Source organism: Gilliamella sp. B2828 (assembly GCF_026537125.1).
GTDB lineage: Bacteria > Pseudomonadota > Gammaproteobacteria > Enterobacterales > Orbaceae > Gilliamella.
In genome coordinates, this window is the sequence record NZ_JAFNMU010000003.1 from 22849 (window position 1) to 44950 (window position 22102).

At 34.1% G+C, this 22102-nt stretch carries 18 protein-coding genes; 7 read left to right on the forward strand and 11 right to left on the reverse strand.

Annotated elements, in window-relative coordinates; all coding sequences use genetic code 11:
• Positions 1-29 precede the first annotated feature (29 nt).
• Positions 30-2480, reverse strand: a complete 2451-nt coding sequence (locus J3U19_RS03555) for a flavocytochrome c (RefSeq protein ID WP_324123812.1) — start codon at positions 2478-2480, stop codon at positions 30-32.
• On the reverse strand, positions 2480-3103 hold the full coding sequence (locus tag J3U19_RS03565) for an NADPH-dependent FMN reductase (RefSeq protein WP_267340386.1): 624 nt from the start codon (positions 3101-3103) through the stop codon (positions 2480-2482). The genes J3U19_RS03555 and J3U19_RS03565 overlap by 1 nt, the downstream gene beginning before the upstream one ends.
• Positions 3104-3348: 245 nt before the next feature.
• Between J3U19_RS03565 and J3U19_RS03570 the strand changes: the two genes are divergently transcribed.
• Positions 3349-4293: a LysR family transcriptional regulator gene (locus J3U19_RS03570; RefSeq protein WP_267345458.1), complete on the forward strand. Its 945-nt coding sequence runs from the start codon at positions 3349-3351 to the stop codon at positions 4291-4293.
• A 23-nt stretch (positions 4294-4316) separates the two neighbouring features.
• Here the strand turns inward: J3U19_RS03570 and J3U19_RS03575 are convergent, their stop codons facing one another.
• On the reverse strand, positions 4317-5240 hold the full coding sequence (locus J3U19_RS03575; protein WP_267340384.1) for an FAD:protein FMN transferase: 924 nt from the start codon (positions 5238-5240) through the stop codon (positions 4317-4319).
• Between the two features lie 330 nt (positions 5241-5570).
• Between J3U19_RS03575 and J3U19_RS03580 the strand changes: the two genes are divergently transcribed.
• Positions 5571-6656 carry a 3-deoxy-7-phosphoheptulonate synthase gene (locus J3U19_RS03580; RefSeq protein ID WP_267340382.1) on the forward strand — a complete coding sequence of 362 codons (1086 nt, stop codon included), beginning with the start codon at positions 5571-5573 and terminating at the stop codon, positions 6654-6656.
• A 56-nt stretch (positions 6657-6712) separates the two neighbouring features.
• On the opposite strand, the gene purL is transcribed toward J3U19_RS03580, so the two are convergent.
• Positions 6713-10615: a phosphoribosylformylglycinamidine synthase gene (gene purL / locus J3U19_RS03585; protein ID WP_267340381.1), complete on the reverse strand. Its 3903-nt coding sequence runs from the start codon at positions 10613-10615 to the stop codon at positions 6713-6715.
• A 259-nt stretch (positions 10616-10874) separates the two neighbouring features.
• Between purL and J3U19_RS03590 the strand changes: the two genes are divergently transcribed.
• The gene (locus J3U19_RS03590; RefSeq protein WP_267340380.1) at positions 10875-11393 is read left to right on the forward strand and encodes an endonuclease V; all 519 of its coding nucleotides are present in this window, start codon (positions 10875-10877) and stop codon (positions 11391-11393) included.
• A 53-nt stretch (positions 11394-11446) separates the two neighbouring features.
• On the opposite strand, the gene glnS is transcribed toward J3U19_RS03590, so the two are convergent.
• From glnS to J3U19_RS03610, 4 genes are all read right to left on the reverse strand, one after another.
• Entirely contained in the window at positions 11447-13123 is a 1677-nt protein-coding gene (glnS, locus tag J3U19_RS03595) for a glutamine--tRNA ligase (RefSeq protein ID WP_267340378.1), read from the reverse strand.
• Between the two features lie 240 nt (positions 13124-13363).
• Positions 13364-13513: a hypothetical protein gene (locus tag J3U19_RS03600; protein ID WP_267340377.1), complete on the reverse strand. Its 150-nt coding sequence runs from the start codon at positions 13511-13513 to the stop codon at positions 13364-13366.
• Between the two features lie 454 nt (positions 13514-13967).
• Positions 13968-15311 (reverse strand): ATP-binding protein, encoded by a 1344-nt coding sequence (locus J3U19_RS03605; protein ID WP_267340375.1) that lies wholly within the window; start codon positions 15309-15311, stop codon positions 13968-13970.
• Positions 15308-16036, reverse strand: coding sequence for a response regulator transcription factor (locus tag J3U19_RS03610; protein ID WP_267340374.1), 729 nt, complete (start codon positions 16034-16036; stop codon positions 15308-15310). The genes J3U19_RS03605 and J3U19_RS03610 overlap by 4 nt, the downstream gene beginning before the upstream one ends.
• A gap of 157 nt (positions 16037-16193) precedes the next feature.
• Between J3U19_RS03610 and J3U19_RS03615 the strand changes: the two genes are divergently transcribed.
• Genes J3U19_RS03615 through J3U19_RS03630 form a run of 4 tightly spaced genes read left to right on the forward strand, consistent with a single transcriptional unit; the run spans position 16194 to position 18529 of the window.
• Positions 16194-16922, forward strand: a complete 729-nt coding sequence (locus J3U19_RS03615; RefSeq protein WP_267340373.1) for an MtnX-like HAD-IB family phosphatase — start codon at positions 16194-16196, stop codon at positions 16920-16922.
• A gap of 13 nt (positions 16923-16935) precedes the next feature.
• Positions 16936-17769, forward strand: coding sequence for an alpha/beta hydrolase (locus J3U19_RS03620; protein ID WP_267340371.1), 834 nt, complete (start codon positions 16936-16938; stop codon positions 17767-17769).
• On the forward strand, positions 17769-18125 hold the full coding sequence (locus tag J3U19_RS03625; RefSeq protein ID WP_267340369.1) for an EamA family transporter: 357 nt from the start codon (positions 17769-17771) through the stop codon (positions 18123-18125). The genes J3U19_RS03620 and J3U19_RS03625 overlap by 1 nt, the downstream gene beginning before the upstream one ends.
• Before the next feature lie 2 nt (positions 18126-18127).
• On the forward strand, positions 18128-18529 hold the full coding sequence (locus J3U19_RS03630) for a DMT family transporter (protein WP_267340367.1): 402 nt from the start codon (positions 18128-18130) through the stop codon (positions 18527-18529).
• Between the two features lie 80 nt (positions 18530-18609).
• Here the strand turns inward: J3U19_RS03630 and J3U19_RS03635 are convergent, their stop codons facing one another.
• The 3 genes from J3U19_RS03635 to J3U19_RS03645 all read right to left on the reverse strand — a co-directional run bounded on the left by J3U19_RS03635 (position 18610) and on the right by J3U19_RS03645 (position 22010).
• Positions 18610-19482 (reverse strand): arginase family protein, encoded by an 873-nt coding sequence (locus tag J3U19_RS03635; RefSeq protein WP_267345459.1) that lies wholly within the window; start codon positions 19480-19482, stop codon positions 18610-18612.
• Positions 19479-20528: a peptidogalycan biosysnthesis protein gene (locus J3U19_RS03640; protein WP_267345460.1), complete on the reverse strand. Its 1050-nt coding sequence runs from the start codon at positions 20526-20528 to the stop codon at positions 19479-19481. The genes J3U19_RS03635 and J3U19_RS03640 overlap by 4 nt, the downstream gene beginning before the upstream one ends.
• Before the next feature lie 72 nt (positions 20529-20600).
• Positions 20601-22010 (reverse strand): aspartate aminotransferase family protein, encoded by a 1410-nt coding sequence (locus J3U19_RS03645; protein WP_267340362.1) that lies wholly within the window; start codon positions 22008-22010, stop codon positions 20601-20603.
• Positions 22011-22102 lie beyond the last annotated feature (92 nt).

Here is a 22102-nt window from a genome sequence, read left to right on the forward strand (position 1 = left end):
GAACAATCTATCTATTAATATAATACTTTTCATTCACCATGATTAGACTTCACTCTTTGATTTATATCCTTTGATGCAGTTTTGCCAGCAATTCGACCAAAAGTAAAAATATCGGTTAATGAATTACCGCCAAGTCTATTACCTGCGTGAATACCACCTGCAACTTCACCTGCGGCATATAAACCTGTAATTTTTTGTCCTGATTTATCTAATACATGTGTTTGCTTGTCGATTTTTAAACCTCCCATAGTATGATGAACAGCGGGTTTTCTCGGAGTAGCATAAAATGGCGGAATATGGACTTTCAAATCAAAAACATCTTTGCCAAATTCAGGATCGTTTCCGGCATCAACATAATTATTATAATTAGTTATAGTTTGTTTTAAGACTTTTGCATCCATACCCAGTTTTTGTGCTAACTCTTCTAAAGTATTAGCACAAAATAGCGTGCCAGCCGCAATTTGTTTGTCAATTTTTTCTTGAGACGTGTTATAAGCAGTTTTCTTAATTTCTTCATCAGCAATTAGATAAAATAACCCACCATTATCAATTGCAGCTTGGGTAAGTTTATCTCTACTGCCATACTCATTCACGAAACGCTTACCTTGCTTATTAACCATAATGAAGTTTTGTGGGGGAACTTGCAATCCACTAAATAACGCACCGGTTTCAGGATCAGAAACTGGCATCATTTGGGAAAATCCCATACCAACAAGATCAGCTCCAACACTTTGTCCTAAAATAATACCATCACCTGTAATAGCAGGCGAATTTGATGTTTTAATATCATCATCAATTTCTGTCCAATAGGTATTATATTCTTTTAACATTTTCGTATTAGCACCAAAACCACCAGAAGCTAAAATAACCGCATCAGCTTTCACTGTAACTTTCTTACCATTTAAACCACTGCCTATTATCCCAACAACTTGCCCTTTTTCAACAATTAATTCTTTTACTGCTGTATCTGTAATGATTATACCGCCATGAACTTCGACATATTTTTGTAAAGCTGAGATATAAGCATAGCCTTCACTCTTTATTGGTTTATGACCTCTACGCCATAATGCTCCAACAGGCATGGTCACATCATGTTTATCAAATTCAACACCAATATTTTCCAACCATTTAACGGAATCTAAAGCTTCATCAGTTAAAATTTTCACTAAATCGTATTGACCATAAATGACATTGCCTAATTGATCCGTTCTTTTACCCCCAAGGTAAGTTTGAATACGATGCAATAATGCAGAATCAAATAAATACCCAGTCTTATCTCTATTTTCAGCCAGATAATCATTAATCTGCTGCTTTAATATTTTAAAATCATCAAGGTATTGAGTATCAATAGCTGACTCATTGATTGTCGCGATTTCTTGTAAAGTATGACTTTCACCAGCCATGGCGCTAAACGTATTTTGCCATTTAGGATTAGCCGCATTCATTGGCCCTCCCGTACGTACTGTATTACCACCAACGGCAGGGAACTTCTCAACCACTATAACTTTTTTCCCCTCTTGTATAACACTTGCTGCTGCAGATAAACCAGCACCACCAGCACCCACCACAACCACATCGGTTTCATATTGCACATCGCTATTATCAATCGCACTTGGAGCTTTTGGTCGTTTACGTAATACATCAGGGTTACCACCAGCCAACTTAATTGCTTTAGCTACACCATCAATCACGCCATTACTAGTAACAGATGCACCTGATAAAATATCTACATTAAGGGTTTGCCCTTCAAGGATTTGTGATGGAATACGTTTAAATACCACATCAGCAATGCCTTCAGATTCACCCTCTATATCAATATCAATCGACTCAATACGATCATTTGACAACATAACCACCATCGGTAAATCACCATTATGGCCTGGTGCAGTAACACAGTATCTTCCAGGTTTAAAAGAGATTTCTTCTGGAACATTAAGTAAGCTTAATACTTGAGTAAAGCGAGTAAACCTGAAAAAACAGCTGTCTAAGAAATCAATTGTACGTTCTGATTTAAGATCACCCTTTTCATCAAATGCTTCATGCGCTCGTCCAAGTAAAAATTCAGATCCTGGCATAACATTGGCATTCACTCCCGGCGCATCGAGGATTTGTCTTAAATGTAATTGTGCTCTTGATGAACCTTGTACATCATAAGCAGCACCTACAATCATCACTGGTTTGCCATCAAATGGATGTAAATTAAATGATAGCCATTCAATAATGCTTTTTAGAGCTGATGGAATAGAATGATTATGTTCAGGAGTAGCAATGATCACGCCATCAGCCTGTATAATTTTATTATTAAAATTCTGAATAATCGGATTATTAGATTGATCATCTGATTCATTAAACATTGGCACATCAATCAATTCTAATAGTTCAATTTCGGCTTTATCAGCAAAATGTTTTTGCATAAATTGTAGTAGTAAACGGTTATAAGACTTCTGAGCATTTGTTCCAACAATTCCGATTAATTTCATTATAACGCTCCTTCTTTAGCTGCTTTTTTCCAATTGAATTTCTTATTTTTTTCTGTATTACATTGTGATTTTTTAAGTAATTCATTAGTGAATGTAACAAACAAAATGAATTCTTCGAAACATTCCTCTAATTCTTTAACTTTATCGGGATAAATAAGAACACCATTTTCATCAAAAGCTTGGAGCGAATGCCCTAAAAGGAATTCTGAACTTGGCATAATTCGTGCTTTTAGCTCTGGAGCATCTAAAATTTGCCGTAAATGCGCCTGTGCTCTTGAAGAACCTAACGATCCATGGGAAGCTCCTACAATCATCACACATTTATTAATTAGTGGGCGAGTTGTGTAAGACAACCACTCAATAGCACTTTTTAAGGCCGCAGTAATTGAATGATCATATTCTGGTGTGGCAATAATCACCCCATCAACTGCTTCAATTTTATCTGATAACTCTTTTACTGTTGAAGGAGGAGTTTTATCTTCAGGCTCATTAAATGCAGGCAATGACTTAATTTCACAAACTTCAATTTCTGCTTTGTGCGCAAAATGCGTTTTCATAAAATGGAGTAATTTCCTATTAGTTGAACGATCCGAATTCGTGCCAACTATGCCAATAAATTTCACTTTAAAACCTCACTTAGTAATTATCAGTACAAATTTTATTAATATTTCATTTTTTTAGAATAAATTATTTAGAAATCCTACAAAACAGTTGTATATTTAATTATTAGATTTAGCATGTTTATATTTGAGTGATATGCATATCAAAGTTAGTTTAGAACAGAAAAATACATTTGTGAAATAGCTGATTAATTATAGAGTTATAAGTAATTTGTTATAACAAAGTAAAACAGGAAATGAGAGATAAAATGACTAAAATAAATTCATTAAATATGATGCAATACATTGATGTTTTACTTAAACATGGAAATTACACCAAAGCAGCAAAAAATCTTTATATTTCTCAATCATATTTAACGCAAACAATAATAAAAGTAGAAAATCAAATTGGTATTGAAATCATTAATCGTCAAACGGTACCCTTACAATTAACTGAAGCAGGTAAGATTTATTATCAATATTTAGCTTCACTGGTAGACAAAGAAGAACAATTTAAAAGAAAAATAAAAAAGTACACTGATACAAATTATGAAGTAATTCAAATAGGTGTTTTACCTTGTTTAGGTACCTATTTGCTGCCACTTTTTTTGCCAGAATTTATGCAAAAATATCCAAATGTAAAAATTGAATTACATGAATATACTCCAACAAATCTTGAAGAAAAAACAGAAAATAATACGTTAGATTTTTTTATTGGGCAAAATCCTGAAACAATATCACAAAACTTAATTAGCCATACCTGTGGCAAACATTGCTATTATGCGCTGATCCCTCAAAGCTCAAAACTTTATCAAAAAAATCCAAAAATACTTGAATGTAATAATGATGTTATAAAAATGTTACTGCAAGAAAAGCTTATTTTAACAGCACATGGATCGGCAATTCGTCATCAGATTGAATATCTAATTCAAAAATATAAAATTGAACCCCAAATAATTCTTGAAAGTAGTAATATTTTTACACTTGTTGAGTTAGCCAAAAAAGGGATAGGTATTACTTTCATTCCAGAAAGTGTTAATATTTGCAATAAAAAAAATGATCAAGCTTATAACTTATTACCACTTCCTTTAGATCTCATTTCTCTTAATTACTTTATTGCATATTCTGCAAATAGAGCTTTAAATTCTTCTAAAAGGGCGCTTGTTGATATTTTTATCTCATCACTTAATCATGAAGCCAAGCCATTTAATTAATACTTATTTAATCTATAAATGATTCATTCAATAAGCAAACCATCTGAACAAGCAAACTTATGATTAATCGTAACAATCATTCCTTCAATATCAGGTATTTTATTTATAGCCTTTATAGCATACTGAGCACTTGCCCCATAAAGCTGTGTAGTCCAAATTTCTCCATTAAGCGAGTTTTTTGACACAATAGTAATACTGGTTAGATCGGTTTCTACTGGATATCCAGTTCGACTATCAAAAATATGATGATAGGTTTTGCCATTATAACTAAATGTTCGTTCATAAATACCAGATGTAACCACTGACTGATTTTTTATTTTTAGTGCAGTGATAATATTTCCTCTTGGTTGAAAAGGATTCTGAATACCCACTCGCCAGTATCCATCATCATGAAAAGGACAATCACCAAAAGTTAAAACATTTCCACCTAAATTAATAAATGCTGCTTTGGCACTTTGTTGTTTAAAAAACTCAATTATCTTATCAGCAAAAAAACCTTTAGCTAATGCACCTAAATCAATAGCCATTTCTGGTTGAGTGAGAAAAACAGAATTATTGGATTCATCTAAAATAATATTATTAGGATTAATAAACTTTAATTGCTGTTTTATTTCTTTATCAGAAGGATATCTAGCATCATTAAAACCAATTCGCCAAGTTTGTATTAAAGGTCCTATCGCAATATTTAAAAAACTATTATCAATAGTGCTTTGGATTTTTCCAATCTTAATTAATGTAAAAAGGTCTGCTGATACTGGTACAAATTTAATCCCAGCATTTTGATTGATATTCATTAATTCTGATTTAGGATTATTAGCACTAAAACGACGATCGTAATCCATTAACTGATTTTCTGCTGCATCTAATAAAACTTCTGCATTATCGTCTAACAACCATATTTCAATAATAGTACCCATTATATGAATAAATCGTTTTTGTTGAAGCATTGTTGATTGTTCCTAAATTCACAATTTTACACATTACAATTATTTTTTAACAAAAACCAGTCACCATCAATCTCTATTATCCATAAAAATTTAACAAGTAAGCTATTTGTAAAATTTTATTTACACAACAAAAAGATAACTTATAAATTCACTCATTTATAAAAAACAGCTTTATATATTACATATATAATATTATGAAACCATCATTATGAAATAAAAACAAAAAATTCTATTTACTATTATGTAATTTTGTGTTTACATAGTAGGCGTTTATGTAATTAATATTTTACATATAAAATATTTAAAAGATTTTTCATAAGGAAAATAAAAATGTTAAAAGATACGTTGAATAATGTTCGAATTAGAGATGAACATATGCTAATCACCCCTAATGAAATAAAACAACTTTACCCACTTTCTCCAGAATTAGAAAACCAAATTGCTTCGTCACGAAAAACTGTAGTTGATATTTTAGAGAGAAAAGATCCCCGATTACTCATTGTCTGTGGTCCATGTTCTATTCATGATCCTCAAGCAGCAATTGAATATGCGCATAAACTAAAAAAATTATCTGACGAAGTTAGCAATGATTTATTTATTGTTATGCGTGTTTACTTTGAAAAACCTAGAACAACCGTTGGTTGGAAAGGTATGATAAATGATCCACATATGGATAGTTCATTTGACATTGAGTACGGACTCAAAAAAGCCCGTAAATTATTACTTGATATCACTAAAATCGGTTTACCTATCGCAACCGAGGCATTAGATCCAAACACACCACAATACATTGCCGATTTAATTAGCTGGTCTGCTATAGGTGCAAGAACAACAGAATCACAAACCCATCGTGAAATGGCATCTGGTTTATCCATGCCAGTTGGTTTTAAAAATGGTACCGATGGCAATTTAGATGTCGCAATTAATGCTATGAAATCAGCTTCTATGCCTCACCGTTTTGTAGGTATTAACCAGCAAGGACAAGTAACAGTTTTACAAACTGTCGGTAATTCTCATGGACATGTGATCTTACGTGGAGGTAAAGCTCCAAATTATAATGCTGAAAATGTTGCACTATGTGAAATACAGATGAAACAAGCGGGGTTATTACCGAATTTAATGATTGACTGTAGTCATGCAAATTCTAATAAGAATTATCGTAATCAACCAATTGTTGCAGATTCAATTATTGAGCAAATCAAACTTGGAAATAATTCAATTATTGGTGTGATGATTGAAAGTAATCTAGTTGAAGGTAATCAATCTTCCGAACAATCAAAAGAAAACTTTAAATATGGTGTTTCAGTGACTGATGCTTGTATCAACTGGGATGAAACAGACATATTACTTAGAAAAATGGCAAATACTTTAGCAAATCCTCTTGTAGCAAGACAAAAACAAGATGCAAGCGCTTAATGTAGCCATTTTATTTTAACAAATAACCGCCGACAAATTTCGGCGGTTTTTATATTTTAACCCAACTGCTTACGTGCATTGCGGAATATTCGCATCCATGGACTGTCTTCCCCCCAATTATCAGGATGCCATGAATTAGTTACTGTTCTAAATACTCGTTCAGGGTGAGGCATCATAATGGTTGCACGGCCATCACTTGAAGTCACAGCCGTAATACCATTTGGTGAGCCATTTGGATTAGCAGGATACTGCTGTGTTACATTGCCGAAATGATCAATGTAACGTACTGTAATTAATCCTGATGTTTCTAATTCAGATAAGTGAGCATCATCTCGAATTTCAACTCGCCCTTCCCCATGTGATACTGCAATTGGCATATGCGAACCCGCCATATCAGTAAAAAATAATGAAGGGCTAGATTGAATTTGTACCAAACTAAAACGTCCTTCAAATCGTTCTGATAAATTACGCACAAAACGTGGCCATAAATCAGCACCAGGAATTAGATCTTTTAAATTTGACATCATTTGACAACCATTACAGACACCTAATGATAAAGTATCATTACGATGAAAAAATTGTTCAAATTCATATCTAGCTTGCTCATTAAATAAAATTGATTTAGCCCATCCCTCTCCAGCACCTAAAACATCACCATATGAGAAACCACCGCAAGCAACAAGAGTATGAAATTGATCTAAAGTCACCTGACCAGATAATAAATCAGTCATATGGACATCAATTGATTCAAAACCAGCTCGATTAAATGCAGCGGCCATTTCAACATGAGAGTTAATACCTTGTTCACGTAAAATCGCAACTTTCGGTTTCACTCCTTTTAATATATAAGGTGCGGCAAGGTCTTGCATTGGATCAAACGTAAGCCATACATTCAAGCCCGGATCATCATTATTTTGTTTGGCTTGATGTTCTTGATCGGCACACGCTGGATTATCACGTAAACGTTGCATTTGCCATGTGGTTTCAGCCCACCATGTTCTTAATGTTAAACGAGATTCGCTATAAACTACTGCTATATTATTACGTATAATGAATTGCTGTCCTGCTTTTGCTTTACCTAGCGTATGAATCGCATGAGAAAGTTCAAACTGCTTAAAGCATGCCATTACCCTATCTAAATCCTTTCCACGAATTTGAATAACGGCCCCCAGTTCCTCATTAAATAGAGAAGCAATCACATCACTACCAAGCGTATGAATATCGACATCAATACCACAATGCCCAGCAAAAGCCATTTCCGCCAGGGTAACTAATAAACCACCATCTGAACGGTCATGGTAAGAGACTAGCAAACTGTCCGCGATTAATGTTTGGATAGCTTGATAAAAAGATGCTAATTCATTAGCATCATGAACATCAGCTGTTTTTTGCCCTAAATGACGATAAACTTGTGCTAATGCAGTTGCCCCCAATGCTTGATGACCTTTGGATAAATCAATAAGCAATAATAAATTATCTTTATCTGTGCATAATTGAGGTGTGACAGTTTTACGAACATCTTCAACTCGAGCAAATGCGGAAATTACTAGCGACAATGGTGAAATTACTGCTTTTTGTTCACCATCTTGTTGCCATGTTGTTTTCATTGACATTGAATCTTTACCAACAGGAATCGCCAACCCTAAAGCTGGACATAATTCTTCGCCAATAGCCTTAACTGCTTCATACAGACCGGCATCTTCACCTGGATGACCTGCAGCAGCCATCCAATTAGCCGAAAGCTTAATCCGTTTAATATCGCCAATGTTGGTCGCTGCAATATTGGTAATTGCTTCACCAACAGCTAATCTTGCTGATGCAGCGTAATTAAGTAGTGCAACAGGAGCACGCTCACCAATCGACATAGCCTCACCATAATAACTGTCTAAACTTGCTGTTGTCACTGCACAATCGGCAACGGGTACTTGCCAAGGTCCAACCATTTGATCGCGAACAACCATTCCTGTTACCGAACGGTCACCAATCGTAATTAAAAAAGTTTTTTCAGCAATCGTTGGCAAATGTAAAACGCGTTTAACCGCGTCATATAAATTAATGTCATTTGGTGAAAAATTATCACCATGAGCTTGTCGAGACTTAACCTCTCGTAGCATTTTAGGGGGTTTACCAAGTAAAACATCTAAAGGTAAATCTATCGGATTATTATTAAAATGTTCATCATGTAAAACTACCGCTTTATTTAATGTAGCCTCTCCGATAACTGCATAAGGTGTACGTTCACGTTTACAAAATTCATCAAATAACTCAAGACTTTCTGGATGAATAGCCAGCACATAACGCTCTTGTGATTCATTACACCAAATTTCCAACGGCGACATACCTGATTCATCACTTAATATTTTACGTAATTCAAACTGCCCCCCACAGCCACCATCACTAACCAGTTCCGGCATAGCGTTAGACAAGCCACCTGCACCGACATCATGGATAAACAAAATAGGATTTTCATCACCAAGTTGCCAGCAACGATCTATCACTTCTTGGCAACGCCGTTCCATTTCAGCGTTATCACGTTGAACTGATGCAAAATCAAGATCAGCATTAGATTGCCCAGATGTCATTGAAGAGGCTGCTCCTCCTCCCAAACCGATATTCATGGCAGAGCCACCAAGAACAATTAATTTGGAACCAATAGGGAATTCCCCTTTTTGGATATGTTCACGGCGAATATTTCCCAAACCACCGGCTAACATAATAGGTTTATGATATCCTCTAACTTCTTCACCATTAAAGCTATTTACTTTTTCCTCATATGTACGAAAATAGCCTAACAATGCAGGACGCCCAAACTCATTATTAAATGCGGCACCTCCTAAAGGTCCATCCATCATAATGTCAAAAGCGCTCACTATTCTGTCAGGTTTGCCAAAATCTTGTTCCCATGGTTGTTCAAAATTTGGGATTCGTAAATTTGAAACTGAAAAGCCAACTAATCCAGCTTTCGGTTTGGCACCTTTTCCTGTTGCACCTTCGTCACGGATCTCACCACCACTACCTGTTGCCGCACCTGGCCAAGGTGATATCGCTGTTGGATGATTATGCGTTTCAACCTTCATTAAAATATCTACATATTCCTGATGATAATTGTAGGTTCGATTTCCATAATCAGCAAAAAATCTACCTACTTTAGAACCTTCCATAACCGCGGCATTATCTTTATAAGCAGATGAAACATAATCAGGTACATTTTCAAAGGTGTTCTTTATCATTTTAAACAATGATTTAGGCTGCTTAATACCATCAATAATCCAATCTGCATTGAAAATTTTATGTCGACAATGCTCTGAATTTGCTTGCGCAAACATATACAGTTCAATATCTGTTGGATTACGATTTAATTTTTTAAAACTTTCAACTAAATAATCAATTTCATCAGATGCTAACGCTAAACCTAACTTGATATTAGTCTCCTCGAGTGCCTGTCGTCCTTGACCTAACAAATCCACAACAATTACTGGTGCTGGTTCATCAACTTTAAATAATTGTTCTGCTTGATCAAATCTGGTTAATACGGCTTCCATCATACGATCATGAATTAACTCGGCAAATTCATCTTTTTGAGATTGAGTCATTGGCAAACTTGTTGCAATGTAATAAGCAATACCCCGCTCAATACGATGAATTTGTGTTAAACCACAGTTATGAGCAATATCAGTTGCTTTTGAGGACCATGGAGAAATCGTGCCAGCACGAGGCGTGACTAAAAAGAGTTGTCTATTGGTATTACAATCTTCATCTACGTGAACAGATTTCGGACCATATTTTAATAATTTTTCAAGTATTGATTGTTGCTCAACTGTAAACTCATCAATTGAATCAATAAAATGGATAAATTGAGCTTCAAGGCTAATAACGGGAATGGATTTTTCATGACAAATAGATAAGATTTTACTAATACGAAATGCGGATAAAGCAGAAGAACCAGCTAAAATTTTCATGCTAATTACTCTTTTTAAGACCAAAATAGGTAAAAAATAGAGCAATAGTATAAAAGAAACTGCACATTATGGCTATCTTAAAAACAGTTTATATTGTGTGGATAATCATGCATTAAGTTGCCTAACTTTATGATAAGTATTGAATATCAAATAAATAATAGAGAAATGATAATGAATAATGGTATCATGTTATTTAATGAATCGTAAAATTTATAAGTTGTGTTTACTGAATAATATATTGAGAGGAAAATTAAGGTAAATGATTCTTGCAATTGATGTTTATTACATAAATAACCAAGCAAAATCTGTAGGAATTTTATTTAATCATTGGGCTGATAATAAATGTGATATTGAAAGAATCATTATTGATTATCAAAATAATGTTGCCCCTTATCAATCAGGTCAGTTTTATCAACGAGAACTACCTTGTATAATGTCACTTTTAAATAAAATCGATTTAAGCAAAATTACCACAATTGTTATTGATGGATATGTGCACTTGAATAACGGTAAGATAGGATTAGGTGGATATTTATATAATGCTTTAGATAAAAAAATACCCATTATTGGAGTAGCGAAAAAACCTTTTTATGAAAATAGTGAATACTTAATCGAAGTAGCTCGAGGGCAAAGTAAACATCCTTTATATGTCACTGCTTTAGGTATATCATTAGAAAAGGCTGCGGAAAATGTAAAATCAATGTCAGGTAAATATAGAATACCTGATTTACTTAACTATCTAGATCAACAAACAAAATTATTTAAATTTGAAGATTAAAGATTAAATTTTAATAATCCGCCGACCTAAGTCGGCGAATGTCATGTTATTGTTTAAGCATCGTTCCAACTATCTCTCAATCCGACAGTTCGATTGAATACCAAATTATCATCTGAGGCATATTTGCTGTCTAAACAAAAGTAACCTTCACGTTCAAACTGAAAAGCCTTACCGATCTCTGCATATTGTAAACTTGGCTCAACAAAACCTCTTTTAATCAATAAAGAATTAGGATTAATGGTCGATAAAAAGTCATCGGCTGATCCAGGATTTGGCGTATTAAACAAACGATCGTAAAGACGAATTTCAGCTGGTTTTGCAAATTTAGCTGACACCCAATGAATTACACCTTTAATTTTACGCCCATCTTCTGGATTTTTATTTAATGTAGTAGGATCATAAGTACAATAGATCGTTTGGATATTACCTTCTGAGTCTTTTTCAACGCGATCAGCACGAATTACATAAGCATTACGCAAACGAACTTCTTTTCCTAAAACTAAACGCTTATAATTTTTATTAGCTTCTTCTCTAAAATCAGCACGATCGATATAAATTTCACGAGTAAAAGTCACTTCACGATTACCTAACTCTGGACGATTAGGATGATTAGGCATGCTTAATACTTCATCAAGTGTTTCTGAAAAGTTCTCAATTACTATTTTAACAGGATCAAGCACTGCCATAGCACGTGGGGCATTCTCATTAAGATCTTCACGAATACAAAACTCAAGCGTACTCATCTCAACGGTATTTTCTTGTTTAGTTACGCCAATACGACGGCAAAATTCACGAATCGAGGCTGGTGTATATCCACGGCGACGTAGGCCTGAAACAGTAGGCATACGTGGATCATTCCAACCATCAACAATTTTTTCTGTCACTAACAACGTCAGTTTACGTTTAGAAGTTATTGCATACTCTAAATTTAAACGAGAAAACTCATACTGATGCGGACGAGCCTCAATTGTAATGTTATCCAACACCCAATCATATAAACGCCGATTATCTTGGAACTCAAGTGTACAGAGAGAATGGGTAATATTTTCAATCGCATCGGAAATACAATGGGTAAAATCGTACATTGGATAGATACACCACTTATTACCTGTTTGGTGATGCTCTGCAAATTTAATGCGATATAAAACAGGATCGCGCATGACAATGAATGGAGATGTCATATCGATTTTAGCGCGTAAACAAGCCTTCCCTTCAGCAAAGATACCTTCTCTCATTTGTTTAAAAAGTGCCAAATTTTCATCAACACTACGGTTGCGGTAAGGACTATTTTTACCTGGTTGAGTTAGCGTTCCTCGATATTCACGAATTTCATCAGCTGATAGTTCATCAACATAAGCGAGTCCTTTTTCGATAAGCTCAATAGCATACTCATATAAACGGTCGAAATAATCAGATGAATAACAAATTTCACCATCCCACTCAAAACCTAACCAGCGTACATCTTCTTTAATTGACTCAACATATTCAATATCTTCTTTAACTGGATTAGTATCATCAAAACGTAAATTACATTTACCCTGATAATCCTGAGCTAGGCCAAAGTTTAAACATATTGATTTAGCATGACCTATATGTAAATAACCATTTGGCTCCGGTGGAAAACGAGTATGTGTTGTTTTATATTTTCCTGCTGCAAGATCTGCATCTATAATTTGGCGAATAAAATTTGTTGGACGATTATCAGTCTCAGCCGGTAGTGAACCGCTCATAAAAAACCTCTGATTTTATATTTCAATGACGAATTTAAAAATTTGTTCTGTCACTTTTTATCATTTTGACTAAAGAATATAACAAATTTTTTCTTTTTCTGAAATGGAAAAAAAGCAGACTTTTTATTCCGATAAAACACTATGTTTTACTAAAATTTATGCTTTACCTAATATTTCTGACAAGATAATCAACAAGAAAGAATGATTAAAAATCATTAAAATCACCACGATACATTAAATCTAATAAACAGTTGGTCCTTCTTTGACAAATAGCATTGCAGTTATTCCAACCATAGTAATAACTGCAGCTAAGTAAAAACCACTATTTAAACTTACCGTTTTATCGGCAATCAAGTCTGAAAAATAAGGAGCACAGATTGATGCAGCCATACAAAAAAACTATACAGTCCAAATACAGTACTTAATGATGCTTTTGATGCATTATCAGAAACTAAAGCTATCAACACGGTATTTAAACTAATTTTACCAATATATCGCCAGGAACAAGTGATGGTATTTGAAATATTGTATAAGCGAAAAAAACAAACTTATCATGCCCCCCATTTTGTGCTTTATTTAAACCAAACTGGGATTGTAATTCTCATACTAAAGGAATTAAAACAGATCTTCCAGCATAAATAACATTACAATCCAAAAAGAAAAATTATCACAAACTTGATCCAATAAAATTTTGGAATTGAATGCATTGACTTATTTGTCATAATATTTACCTCACTGTTCAATAAAGTAAATATTATCTTATGATAAACTGCAAAAAATAACTTATTGAAACTTAATAATTATGATCATATTTAATAATAACGCATTAATTATAAGAAAATGATTAACAATCGTTAGACTTTAATGAAATCACAAACCTTGCTCCTCCAAGAGGGCTAGTAACGACGAAAGCATTACCATCATGAAATTCTGCCATTAATTTGACATATGCTAAACCAAGGCCATAACCACCAGTAGAACGTGTTCGACTGGTATCTAGTCTAGCAAAGGGCATAAAAATCTTTTCACGTGCTTCAAACGGAACGCCTGGTCCATCATCATCAATTTCAATTACTACGCTATTTTTCTGTTTTGTAATATTTAATACTGCTTTATGCGTAGCATATTTAAATGCATTTAGAAGTAAATTTTTAACAATTGTTTCTGCTAAATTAGTATCAATGATAGCTAAAACATCCTGACTATTGCACACTAATTCAAATCCTTTTGGTTTAAATAATGCTAAGGACTGACAGACTTTTTCAACCCATTGTTTTAATGAAACTTGAGTTAAGTTTAACTCAATATTACTCTGTTGCATTTTAAAGTAATTTAAGCTGGCACTGATTAAGGTTTCTAATTCGTTAATATCATCACTCATACCTTTTTGTAGAAGCAATTTTTCTTGTTCATCATTAGATTCTTCAAGCATACTAAGCTCAAATCGCATACGGGCAAGTGGTGTGCGCAGTTCGTGTGCCATAGCATGCGAGATAGTTTGGTTCGTACCAACTAAATGTTCTATGTGTGTTCCCATATTATTTAGAACTTTTGCGAGTGGTTTGAATAACCAGCCTTTAACGTTTTCAGTTCTGGCTTTTAAATTGCCCTGCCCAAGCTGTTCTGCAGTTTGTCTTATATTTACTAAATCTTTCCAAACTGCACTAAAAGCAAAATAGATTAGAATAAAAAAGATGATCGCACTAAATAACGCCCAAATAATTAAAAAAACACTTAATGACATAGTGTTAGACTGTAATATATCGCGCATTACGATAGGACCTAACTGTAATAAATTACCATCATTTAAATCAATGTAGACAACTTCTTTATCACTATCAAAAGAAAAACCAAGATTTTTTAATTCTTGAAAAACTGAATGCGGTAAAACCGTATTGATTGGTAAAATTTCTATTGGGTAGCCAAAATAAGGTTGCAACTCGTCAACAACTTCTTGCAAAGGACGATTTTTATTTTCGTTAATTCTCATACGAATTAAGTTTACTGTACCTCGTTGTGACTCACGAAATACAAGATGATCATCGGGCATATCAGTTAATGAGGAAGGTAAAGAATCAAATACCAATAAAGCTCCATAAGCAATGATACACTGCAAAGAAAGTAATATAACGAGATAAAATACAATTCGTCTATTAAAAAATAGTGGTTTGGCTAATAATTGACTCAATGACTATCCCCCTCACGCATGAATAAGTAACCTTTTCCTCGAACCGTTTTAATTCGTGATGGATTGTCAGGATCATCGAGCAATTTACGGCGAAGTCTTGATATACGGGAATCAATAGAACGATCGCTACCATCAAAATCAATACCACGCACTTGAGAAAAAATATCATCCCTTGATAATATGTTTCCAGCATTATTAGCCAATAACCATAGAAGATCAAATTCCGCGGTAGTTAAATCTATCTCTTGTTCTTGTAATACTACTTTCCTATTTTCGCCATCTATCACTAAGTTATCAAAAATAAGGGTTTTGTTATTTAAGGGCATAACCCATTCTTTGCCACAATCTTTTTCATTTTCTATCTGTTTACGTCGTAACAAGGCACGTATTCGAGCAAGTAATAATCTTGGTTCAACTGGTTTTGCCAAATAATCATCAGCACCAAGTTCAAGTCCGACAATTTCATCGATGTTATCTTCACTGGCTGTCATGATTAAAATATAATTGGCGAACCAGCCTCGTATATCACGACAAATATCAAAACCTGATTTTTGTGGCAACATTACATCTAATATGACCAAATCTGGATTGAGTTGACGAATTTTTTCTTCTGCTCCTTCACCACTATTATGCCAATCAACGGTATACCCTTGCCGAACAAGGTATACTTGTATGAGGTTGGCTAATCTTGGATCGTCTTCAATGATTAATATACGTTCGCTCATTATCGATTCTCATTACTATAGCTTATACCGAGTGAACCTCATTATACAGACAATTTCACCCTCGTTACAAAATATATACAAAGAGCCCACAAAGTTTAAAACTACTTTATGAGAAAATTTGCGCCATTATCTACAATTAGACTATTTTGATTTTAAAATGAATACTTTTTCATCGATGGCTGACCATCTTTTTTATCCATCTTATACTCAGCATCAGACTCCTATTGTCTTATGTGATTTTGATGGAACCATCAGTGTTAATGATGTAACCGATACTTTACTGAGTTATTTCGGGCAAGATGGTTGTGATGAGCTTGAAGAAATGTGGGTTAATGGCAAAATTGGCTCTCAAGAATGCATGAGTAAACAAATTGCTCTAATGGATGCCAGTTTAGAGGAACTCAATCAAGTTCTCTCCAAGATTGAAATCGATCCAATGTTTAAATCGTTTATTAATTATACCGAACAAAAGAATATTCCTGTTCATGTTGTGAGTGATGGGTTAGATTACGCAATACAGTTTGTATTAAAACGTCATGGAATTGAACATTTGCCTATTTTTGCCAATAAGTTGCTTCATGATAATAACCGTAGTTGGCGACTTGAATTTCCTTATGCCAATAAGGATTGTATTAAACAAAGTGGTAATTGCAAATGTAATCATGTTAAAAAGCAACAATATTTCCCCCAAATACTTTTTGTAGGAGATGGTACCTCAGACTACTGTGTATCACATAATGTTGATTATGTTTTTGCCAAAGACAAACTAGTGAATTACTGTAAAAAAAATAAGATTGCGCACTGTGCTATCAATAGTTTTGCTGATGTAACCAAAGCATTAGAACAAGCACAACATTCTTTAATTCCCATCATGATAGTAAAATAGTAAAGGCATAATAATGAGTACAATGCAAGATTTATCTTATTTTTTACCTGGTAATAAAAATGGTGTACTTCTAATTCATGGCTTAACTGGTACGCCGAATGAAATGCGAATTTTAGCTAATGGTTTACATAAAGCTGGATTTACAGTTTATGCTATTCAACTAGCCGGTCATTGTGGTACCGAAGCTGATCTTTGTAAAACATCATGGCAAGATTGGTACCAAAGTGTACAAGAAGGGGCTGATTACTTAGCTCAACATGTTGATAATGTTTATGTTGCTGGATTATCAATGGGTGCACTTTTAGCACTGAAACTAGCCGCTGATAGACCAGAACAAATTAAGGGTGTTGGCGTTTTAGCACCAACTTTTTATTACGATGGCTGGAGTATGCCTTTTTGGGCAAAAAAATTCTTCTTTTTGTTGGTTTATTTTAAAAAATTAAGAATTTTCCAAAAAGTGTCTTTTATTGAAAAACCACCATATGGACTTAAAGATGAACGGATTCGAGCCGTCGTATCTGAAAGCATGTTAAGTGGTGATGCAGCTTCAGCAGGACTTGCAGGAAATCCCTTCCCAGCACTTGCCGAAATGCAATTACTTGCCAAGGATGTACGCGCTCAACTGCCTAATGTTGTTTCACCATGTTTAATTATGCACTCAGGTAATGATGATATCGCCAATATTGAAACCAATGCAAAACTAGTTGAAAAAAACGTTTCTGGCTCCAAAAAACTAGTGATCTTAAATGACAGTTATCATTTAATAACAATTGATAGTCAACGTCGGGAAGTGATTAAAGAGTGCATTACATTCTTCAATAATATAGCAAAAGGAATAGAGTCATAATGTCACCATTAGTAATGATACTTTGGGTTAGTAACATCTGTTTTGATACTTTAGGACAAGTCGCTTTTAAATTTGCTGCCATCTCACCAAATAATCGTGATGGTTGGTATTATTGGCTAGATTTGGCAAAAAATCATTGGATTTGGATTGGCATTATCTCTTATGTTGCAGAATTTTTATTATGGTTGGCATTTTTAACTTTAGTTCCCCTTTCACAAGGTGTATTGCTAGCCTCATTTAATATTATTACTATTATGATTGTTGGACGTATTATTTTCAAAGAGCTGCTTACCTTTTATCGTTTAATTGGCATGCTATTAATTACTACTGGCGTCATTTTTGTAGGAATGTCTTAAATATGGCTAGATTCTATCTTATCGGTTTTTCAGTATTACTTTTTTTTGATACTATTGCACAATGTAGTTTTAAATTAACCGCTATCCATGCCCAACCTCTAGAAATGAGTATGGATTGGTTAGTGCGGGTTTTTACTAACCCATGGATTTATATATCAATAACAGGATATATTCTTACTTTTTTCACCTGGATGACGTTATTAAAAAAAGCACCAGTCGGTCCAGCATTTGCCGCATCTCACTTTGAAGTAGTAACGGTAATGATTGCATCAATCTGGTTATTTCAGGAACCTATTACGTTATTTAAATTAATCGGTACAATTCTAATTGTTTCAGGAATTTTGTTTTTAGCATTAGCAGAAGGCAAATTATCTAAACAGAATTCTTCTAAACATCATCCTTAAATTTTTTTCAGATCTTTGGAAAAGTAGGTCTAAGTTTTATACTCAAACACCTACATTTCCTCAAACTTTTTGACAATAGTTTATCCTGAAATAGCTTTCAATAACGTTAGATTAAGCTGATGTTGCTCTTTCTGCCAATTGATAAGATCATCAGATGATATGCTGGGTTGCTTATCTAGTGAACTAAGAAAACGTTTAAACCAATTTGTCGGTTTCCATATAGAAAGTTCCCCTGTAATATCACTACCAACAAGCCTTGGTTTGATTGAGGTGATAGTATCAAGGATATGATATGTTTGTAATTTACCCTGATCCCAATTGGTATGTACAACTTCTTCACTTAATGCATCTTTATCAATCGATAAATAAACAGGTTGTGCGCTATGATATTGTTCTGAAAGAAAGCTAGCAATAAGATCATCAGGGGTAGCAAAATGGCGAAAAGCATGACTTAAGCCAATTTTTTTTGCCCAAGTAACATTGACATCTAAACTCCAATAAGTCAGTTTTTTATGGAATAGCGGTGACCATCTGTTTTCCCAAAAATGAGAAAGACCAATGTCTTGAGATGAAATACCTAAAACATGTACGCGGCTAACAAAAGGTAAACTTGCCACGTAACTAATCCATGATCCGCAATGTATTCCAAATAAATAACGCATATTGTCAGGATGATTATCAAAAACGACAACTTGAATGGGATTGCTAGCTGAATATTCTTTAGCTAAACGTTCAATCAATAATAACGAAACATGATGAAAATCTCCACTTCCCATTAACACCGTTCCATATTTATCAGGTAGGGATTGTTGCAACACTTTTTTAAAGTGAAAGAATTTTTTCTCAGTACAGCCAAAGCGAATGGCATCCTGCCACTCAGTCACATCGATGGTTTTAGCATTGTTTATCTTACCTACACTTTTATCGAAATTGAGTATAATAGGACAGGTCATGCTACTTTCTCCTTGTCACTTTCAAAGTGACCAATCAATTTACGTAATATTACACGTAATAATGGATTACGAATATATACTAAATGTTTAGTAAATGTGAATTTAGCACCCAATGATGCTTTTACTTCAGGATCTGTCCAACCTGCAATATAATAATTAAATCCTTGTTGCAACGCATATTCAAGATTTACAAACCAGCTTACGAAGTAAAGATTTAGTTCTCTTGCTTTTGGATAAACCATGCCGATATATTTATCAATCAGCATATTATTTACTTCAAAACAGATATTAAAACCAATAAATACTCCATTATTGTGATAAGTAAAAATATGGGCTTTGGCTGCTTTACTTTGCAATAATTGAATAAAAAATGGTTTAGTTAATAAATCAAAATGTATTTCGCTTTGCTGATAAACATTAAGATAAAGTTGATAATATTCGTCTTGAACATCTTGATTAAAAAAGCATTCATCCCCACTATGCAAAATATTAATGTCTAATTTATCGCGTGATTTTAGTTTTCTTCTAAAATTTTTTCGTCGACTATACGAAAAACGCGAGAAAAATTCGTTTATATCAATAAAATCAATAGGTAACCAAGCTAATGCTTGTCCTTCAACTTCGATATAGCCTTGTTCTTTTAACGCTTCAATAAGCTGCTCTGAATAGTGGTTATCGTATTCACTTAATAACGGGGATGCTAAAGGAAGATCTTTAACAATCATAAAAGGATATTGTTTGGCATAAGTTGTTTTAAGATGTTTAGCTAATTGATTAGCATCAACCTTATCTGTTAATAACGTATATTCCGAAACAGTTGTCCCAACAAAACAGGTTCTTGGCTGTAACCAATGTTTCCATTTTTTATAAAAAGGAAATTTTTGAATTTTATATTTAAAATCATCATTTGCAGTTGTAAGTAAATCAAACTTGGCAGAAAAAACAGGCACATCATCATCACTTAACCAAGCTGAAAAATCCTGTGGCGGATAAGTTAAAAAGCTGTTTATTAATTCATTTTTTTCTAACTGATTGATGTATTTCATAAATTTAATAAATGGTTGGCTATAAAACGCAACCTGCCAACAAAAGTTGGCAGGAAGAATAGAATTAAAGGATTAAAGTTCTTTTTTTGCTCGTGTGATTAATTGATCGAGCAATTCGATACCTTGATCGATTTCTTGACGAGAAATATGTAATGATGGAGCAAAGGTGATAACATTTTTATAGTAACCACCAATATCGAGCACCAAGCCCATTTTGTTACCTTTCCAATCAAGATCACCTGACATACCAATATCTACCATTTTATCAACTAAGGCTTTGTTAGCGGTAAATCCATCTTCGGTACAAATTTCAGCGCGAAGTGCAAGACCTAGACCATCAACTTCGCCTATCTCTTTATGTTTCTTCTCTAGTGTTTTTAATCCTTCAAGGAAGTATGCTCCGCTATCCATTACCATTTTTTCGTAATCTGTTTCAGAAGTCATTTTTAATACTTCTAAACCAACTGCAGTACCTAAAGGATTTGAAGCAAACGTAGAGTGAGTTGAGCCAACTGGGAATACTTCCGGATTGATTAACTCTTCACGAGCCCATAAGCCACCTAATGGATTTAAACCATTAGTTAATGCTTTCGCAAATACCACCACATCAGGTTTAACATCAAAATGCTCAATTGACCATAATTTACCAGTACGATAAAAGCCCATTTGAATTTCATCAACAACTAATAAAATACCATATTGATCTAAAACTTTTTTCAGACCTTTAAAGTAATTACGTGGAGGAACAATATAACCACCCGTTGCTTGTAACGGTTCGGCATAAAATGCAGCATATTCAGCCTGTCCTACTTTTGGATCCCATACACCGTGATATTCAGTTTCAAATAAACGAGCAAACTCAGCAACTAAATGTTCACCATATTCTTCTGCTGTCATTCCTTTTGGACGACGAAACGGATATGGGAATGGTACAAACATTGCACGATCACCAAAGTGACCATAACGACGACGGTAACGGTAGCTTGAGGTAATTGAAGATGCACCCAAAGTACGGCCATGGTAACCACCTTGAAATGCAAACATCAGAGATTTACCACCAGTAGCATTACGAACGACTTTTAATGAATCTTCAATACATTGTGAACCACCAACATTAAAATGAACTCGCCCTTGGTAACCGAATCGCTGCTCCATACCTTGAGCAATTGTTTTGGCTAATTCGATTTTAGTAGGATGTAAATACTGGCTAGCGCATTGTGGTAAAGTATCAATTTGCTTTTTAAGTACGTTATTTAAACGTTCATTAGCATAACCAAAGTTACAAGCAGAGTACCACATTTGTAAATCAAGGAAGGCTTTACCTTCTTTATCATACATGTAACTACCTTCACAGCCATCAAAAATCTTTGGTGGTTCAACATAATGCACGGTATCACCAAATGAACAATATTTTGCTTCATCAGCCAATAACGTTGCATCGTCGGGCCGACTATTAATCATTTCTAAAGTTGGTTTACTCATAATTTATCTCACTAATCCATATTCAAATATGACAAAATGTGGCATTATTATTAAGGAAATTCATTTGTTACAATGTACAATTAATGTATTGA